This window comes from Myxococcus sp. AB025B, from assembly GCF_006518215.1.
Lineage (GTDB): Bacteria > Myxococcota > Myxococcia > Myxococcales > Myxococcaceae > Myxococcus > Myxococcus fulvus.
The window spans coordinates 1-3,855 of the sequence record NZ_SRLW01000510.1 but is presented as its reverse complement, the minus strand read 5'-3'; the positions used below and the strand labels follow the sequence as shown (position 1 = coordinate 3,855).

Annotated in this window: 2 protein-coding genes and 1 pseudogene; all 3 read right to left on the bottom strand. The window is 66.3% G+C overall.

Annotation, left to right across the window (positions count from 1 at the left end; all coding sequences use genetic code 11):
* Positions 1-462: 462 nt before the first annotated feature.
* Positions 463-1,221, bottom strand: coding sequence for an immunity 52 family protein (locus tag FL311_RS41780; protein ID WP_141333183.1), 759 nt, complete (start codon positions 1,219-1,221; stop codon positions 463-465).
* Between the two features lie 12 nt (positions 1,222-1,233).
* Positions 1,234-2,835 (bottom strand): restriction endonuclease fold toxin 5 domain-containing protein, encoded by a 1,602-nt coding sequence (locus FL311_RS41775; protein ID WP_141333182.1) that lies wholly within the window; start codon positions 2,833-2,835, stop codon positions 1,234-1,236.
* A pseudogene (locus tag FL311_RS41770) lies at positions 2,825-3,712 on the bottom strand (hypothetical protein); the annotation flags it as partial. The gene FL311_RS41775 and the pseudogene FL311_RS41770, both read right to left, overlap by 11 nt.
* Positions 3,713-3,855 lie beyond the last annotated feature (143 nt).

Sequence of the window (3,855 nt, the reverse complement as noted above, 5' to 3'; positions counted from 1 at the left end):
GCCGTCCTTGAACTCACGCGTGAACTTCCGGCGCTGCCTCCGGCTCTTCTTCTGCTTCGCGTCACTCGCCGACATTGGACACCCTTTCCATCACATCTCGGGTGTCCACGGAATCGGGGCAGGCTCAGGATGCTGTGCGAGTCCTCGACGGGCCCGTGATGCCGCGTGCGACATACATGCAACATGAGGAGGAGGCCACGCCCTGGAAATGAAAAAGCCCCCAAGTCCTAGGGACTTGGAGGCTCTTTCGGGTTGCCCAGGGCGGGATTCGAACCCGCAGGCATGACGATAGAAAACCTAAGCAGGACGCGCTGTTACCCGCTATCGCCTTGAACTTCCTCGGATTCGTCATCCCGCCCTGTCCCAGGCTGTCCCCCCAGGTGCCACCTCGAACCACGCTGGAGGGGCACACTGGGGGCACATGGCTCCCTGGTCATCGGGTGAAGGCGCCACCTTTGCCAATCAGGACGTGGCCGGCTTCATAAGACCGGCACGCTCCAGCAGTTCGCGCACACGCCGCGCCAGCGCCACGTGCTCCGGGTTGGCCACCGTGAAGCGTTCCGGGGTCAGCACGATGAGCGTGCCCTTGTCCTCGACCGGCTCAATGCGCACAGGAGCAGGAAGCGGGGGCACCGTGCCCCGGTGGCGTGCAAGGTACGTTACCCATCCAAGCCACACGTCGGCCTTGCCGTCCCTGTCGTCAAGATCCCGATGCGTGCGGGACATGGCGGCGACCCATTCAGGCTCCCAGGCAAGAGCCATGCTGCGCACGACGCAATCCAGGGCAGGGGCCGTGAACAGTCGCTCCGCGTTCGCGCCCTGTTTGGGGAGCGACAGAAAGCAAGAATTAGAGAACCCTTCCGCGTACCCACCACAGTGAATGCGCAGGTCCGCACAATCACGGTCGGGGCCGCCGTTGTCGAACCAGAAGCTAAAACCCAGGTCCTCAAAAACGGGCCCCCCCTTCTCTCGGTTGACCCCTCGCCGGAACATCTCAGCGAGAGTCGTCAGGTCGGGCGGCATGAGGGGATACTTGCGAGCGTCCTTGCGCGACTTGGTGGGCATGTACCAGTGGGCCAGGAACGGGTCGCACTTGGCCAAGAGGTTGAGGAAATCCGCTGCACGACGGGCGCACTCCTCTGGAGGCTCCTTGCGCGGCCCCCAATAGGCACCGGCAAAGTAGGTATCGGGATAGGTCTCAGATTCGAGCTTCACGGTCATGAGGTTATCCACTCAGAGAGATGGGGTGTGGACGATCTCGATCCCTACAACACGAGCGTTCTTGAAGAGTTCGCGGAAGGCGTCGGCAGCCGCTTTCTCCGCGACATGCCACTGGATGGGGATACCCATGCCCCGAACCTTTCTACTCTGGCGCTCTGCTTGCTCGACGAGACTCTTTGCTCCGGAGTTCCGGAACCACCTCTTGGGCTCCAGGCCATCGAAGAACTTGGCATAACCCGGCCCCTTCGCCTCCTGGAGCACGCCCTTCCCGAACCCATCGAACTTCACGCCTCCGCTGTCCTTGCCCACGCCGCCGACCCAGTATGCCTCGTCGGCAGTATGCCCCGTGATTTGTTCCTGGTAGCGCCGCGCACGAGGGGACATGGATTCCTTGACCGGTCCCCACTGGCCGGGACCATTCGATGGTGCGCCGTTCTTCGCGGCCGTGCTCGCCCGCTGGAGGATGATGGCGGCCCCTGGCCCGCCACTCAGCACCGCCGCAGTTCGTCCTACTGGCACCGCCACGCTCTCCATGGCGAGCGCCCCTTGAGCGGACAGCGACAGCTTCGGCACATGCGCCATGGCGAGCGAGGCGCCTTCCAACGTGCGCGTAGTGGCGGACACCGTGCCCCACGTGGCGATGATGTTCGTCACCAGCTTGGACACGGCCTGAATCTGCTCGCCGCGCGTCATGTACTGGAAGCGCTCCAGGTACTCGGGCGACGACTCCAGCAAGGCCACCACGGCTCCAGGCATCTGACGGAGTGCCGCGAGGTTGTCCGCTGGCGACGTCGAGAAGAACTTCCCCACCGCCAGCGCCAGCCCGACGAAGGCTTCTTCCGCCCCATCCAGCGTGCGACTGATGACGTCGGCATCGTCGTGGACGTCCGCGAGTGGAAAGCCGTCCACCTCCCGCAGCTCGTCGTTCAGCGAGCGGAAGACACCCGTGCGCCCATCGTAGAAGCGGCCCAGCTCGAACCCGTGCGCGCGAAAGGCCCCGTCCTTCCACTCGACGGGCGCCACCCGTTGCTGTGTGCTTCCGCTTCGCACCCACGCGAGGCAGCCGTCAGGACGGAGCACCGCCAGATGCTTGAAGCGCTCCACCCGCCGCACCAGCTCGGCGCGCGATACCACGCCCGTGCCTAACACCTCCCTCAGCATGAAGCCCACCGCGAGACGTGCCGGGAACTGCCCCAGCGTCACGTCCTTCCCCAGCAGAGTCGCGAGTACCTTTGCGGCCTGGGTCGGAGCGAGCGGGCCGCCCGGAATCGGACGCTCGTCCCGCGACTCAAGTCCCGCGCTCGTCAGCAGCGACTCCCACGCATCGAAACTCAGAGGCAGCGTGACAACGCCTCCAACGGCCACCCCTACGGTGCTGTCCTCCTCACCGGATGTGTCATCGCGGAAGTCCCGACGGCGCCGAATCCGCTCCGCGTCGTCCGAGGACGAGGCCATCGCACGTGTCGGGGTGATGTGCCGGGGCTCCGGGGTGGGCTCCCTACCAGACACGCGCGGAGAGAAGCCGAGGGTTCCACCATGGCCGGGAGCGCGCGACACGGAGGCACATCCCGTGGCCATCAACACCAGCACCAGCACCAGGGCGTTAGCGCGCATTGTCCACCCCCAGCCCCACGGATGCGAAGGCGCCAGGTCGCAACGTCCCTTCAGCCGTGGGGAACAGCAGCGTGCCGCCCGTCCCGAGCGCGTAGAACTTCCCTCCCAGGAACCGCCAGCGCACTTCCGCCGCCCCCAGGTAGCGAGCCCCGGGCTTCCCAGCGCCCACGGTGAGCCCCTTCACTGCCACCTCCAGGTCGCGCTCGAAGAGCTGGACCGCCACGCGCCCGTCCATGTCGAGACGCCCCCAGGAGAACACCTCGGCGCCCACCGACAGCTTCAGGTGCTTGCGGAGTCCACCGTAGGCCACCGCATCCCAACCCACTTCCGCCTCCCCGAACGCGGAGTAGCCACCCGGGAAGGGCGCATCCGCGAGCGGCACGCCAGCAGGGCCCGCCGCCTGGAAGCGCGCCAGCTCGTAATCCGGTCCGAAGAAGCCTTGCCGGAAGCCACCGTGTTGCCGCCGCGCCTCCAGCCGCAACGCCATCTTGAGCGTCGGTGTGACTGCATCAGCGCCCGCGCCCGCCACCGCGCCCCACGCACCGCCCACACCCGGCCGACCGCCCCAGCCCGCGAAGACGTGCGCTTCAAACCCGGGCCGCACGACCAGCACGGCGACCGCATCCATGTGCGCCAGCGTTACCGAGGCCGCGCGCCCACCAGCACGCCCCCAGTCATGCACCGCCGACAGGCCCAGTGTGTAACGGCCCTTCTGTTGGGGCTTGCCGAAGAGGACGTGCTCCAGGTCCAGCTCCGCCTCCGCGCCCATCAGTCGAGCACCAAGGACGTCCGAAGAGAACGCCTCGACGTAGACGGGCCCCAGCGTGCCTGTCAGGACACCCGCTGCGGGGTGGTAGTCAGGATTCGCGCGGTGGGTGCGTATTCCGGCCATACCGATCACTGAGTCCGGTCCAAGCCGAACACCCATTCCGGAGCATGCCGAACACCGGATGACGACGCTGGTGGGGGCTACTTCGCCGCCTTCTTCCCGCTGGTCAAACTCTCGGCCTTGCGAATCGA

Excerpts from the sequence above, each read along its gene's own strand:
- FL311_RS41780 (WP_141333183.1), bottom strand. The coding sequence starts at position 1,221 with ATGACCGTGAAGCTCGAATCTGAGACCTATCCCGATACCTACTTTGCC.
- FL311_RS41775 (WP_141333182.1), bottom strand. The coding sequence starts at position 2,835 with ATGCGCGCTAACGCCCTGGTGCTGGTGCTGGTGTTGATGGCCACGGGA.